This is a genomic window from Halomonas sp. ND22Bw (genome assembly GCF_003011945.1).
GTDB lineage: Bacteria > Pseudomonadota > Gammaproteobacteria > Pseudomonadales > Halomonadaceae > Halomonas > Halomonas halophila.
The window spans coordinates 1-357 of record NZ_PXWD01000357.1; the positions used below are offsets into that span (position 1 = coordinate 1).

Genomic DNA, 357 nt, shown 5'->3' on the forward strand with positions numbered 1-357 from the left:
TCTTTCTCACGAATTTCAAGGACGTGACAAAGTTCGTGACGGTGTTCACGCTGGGCCACTGCATCACGCTTGTCTTTGCCACCTACTTCAGGATCACCTGGAACTACTACTTGGTGGACGCGATCATCGCGATCAGCGTGATCTACAAGGGATTCGACAACAACGGGGGGTTCCAGAAGTACTTCGATATGAAGTCACCCAATCTGTTGAAGGCCGTATTCGCGTTCGGCTTGCTCCACGGGTTCGGCCTGTCGTCGCGCCTGCAGCAGCTTCCGCTGGGCGACGACAACACGTCGATGCTGATTCGCATCCTGAGCTTCAACCTAGGCGTGGAGATCGGGCAAGTTGCTGCCTTGG

The 357-nt window shown here is 55.2% G+C and carries 1 protein-coding gene; it reads left to right on the forward strand.

Features of this window, described 5'->3' with window-relative positions; all coding sequences use genetic code 11:
- Positions 1-35: 35 nt before the first annotated feature.
- Positions 36-357 (forward strand): HupE/UreJ family protein (locus tag CVH10_RS18415; protein WP_369335870.1); only part of this gene is annotated, 322 nt, incomplete at its 3' end.